The 295-nt window shown below is 67.8% G+C and carries 1 protein-coding gene; it reads left to right on the plus strand.

The features are described from left to right. On the plus strand, positions 1–295 hold a 295-nt coding region (locus DM872_RS00105), incomplete at both ends, for a contractile injection system protein, VgrG/Pvc8 family (RefSeq protein WP_256873253.1).

Consider the following 295-nt stretch of genomic DNA (forward strand, 5'->3'; position numbering starts at 1 on the left):
GACGCACCCGCTACCGCGCCGTGGTCGAGCCGCGCCTGGCCCGCCTGCGGCTGGCTTCGGACTGGCGCATTTTCCAGACCCTGTCGGTGCCCGACATCGCCACCGCCGTGCTGAAGCAGCACGCCATCACCCTGGACTATGAGCAGCGGGTCACCAACCCCCATGTGCCGCGCGAGTACTGCGTGCAAGCCGGCGACACCGACTACCACTTCGTCGAGCGCATCCTGCGCGAGGAAGGCTTCTTCTACGGGTTCCTGCACAACGCCGAAGGCCACCGCCTCATCCACTGCGACCG

Source organism: Pseudomonas taiwanensis (assembly GCF_013393345.1).
Taxonomy (GTDB): Bacteria; Pseudomonadota; Gammaproteobacteria; order Pseudomonadales; family Pseudomonadaceae; genus Metapseudomonas; species Metapseudomonas resinovorans_C.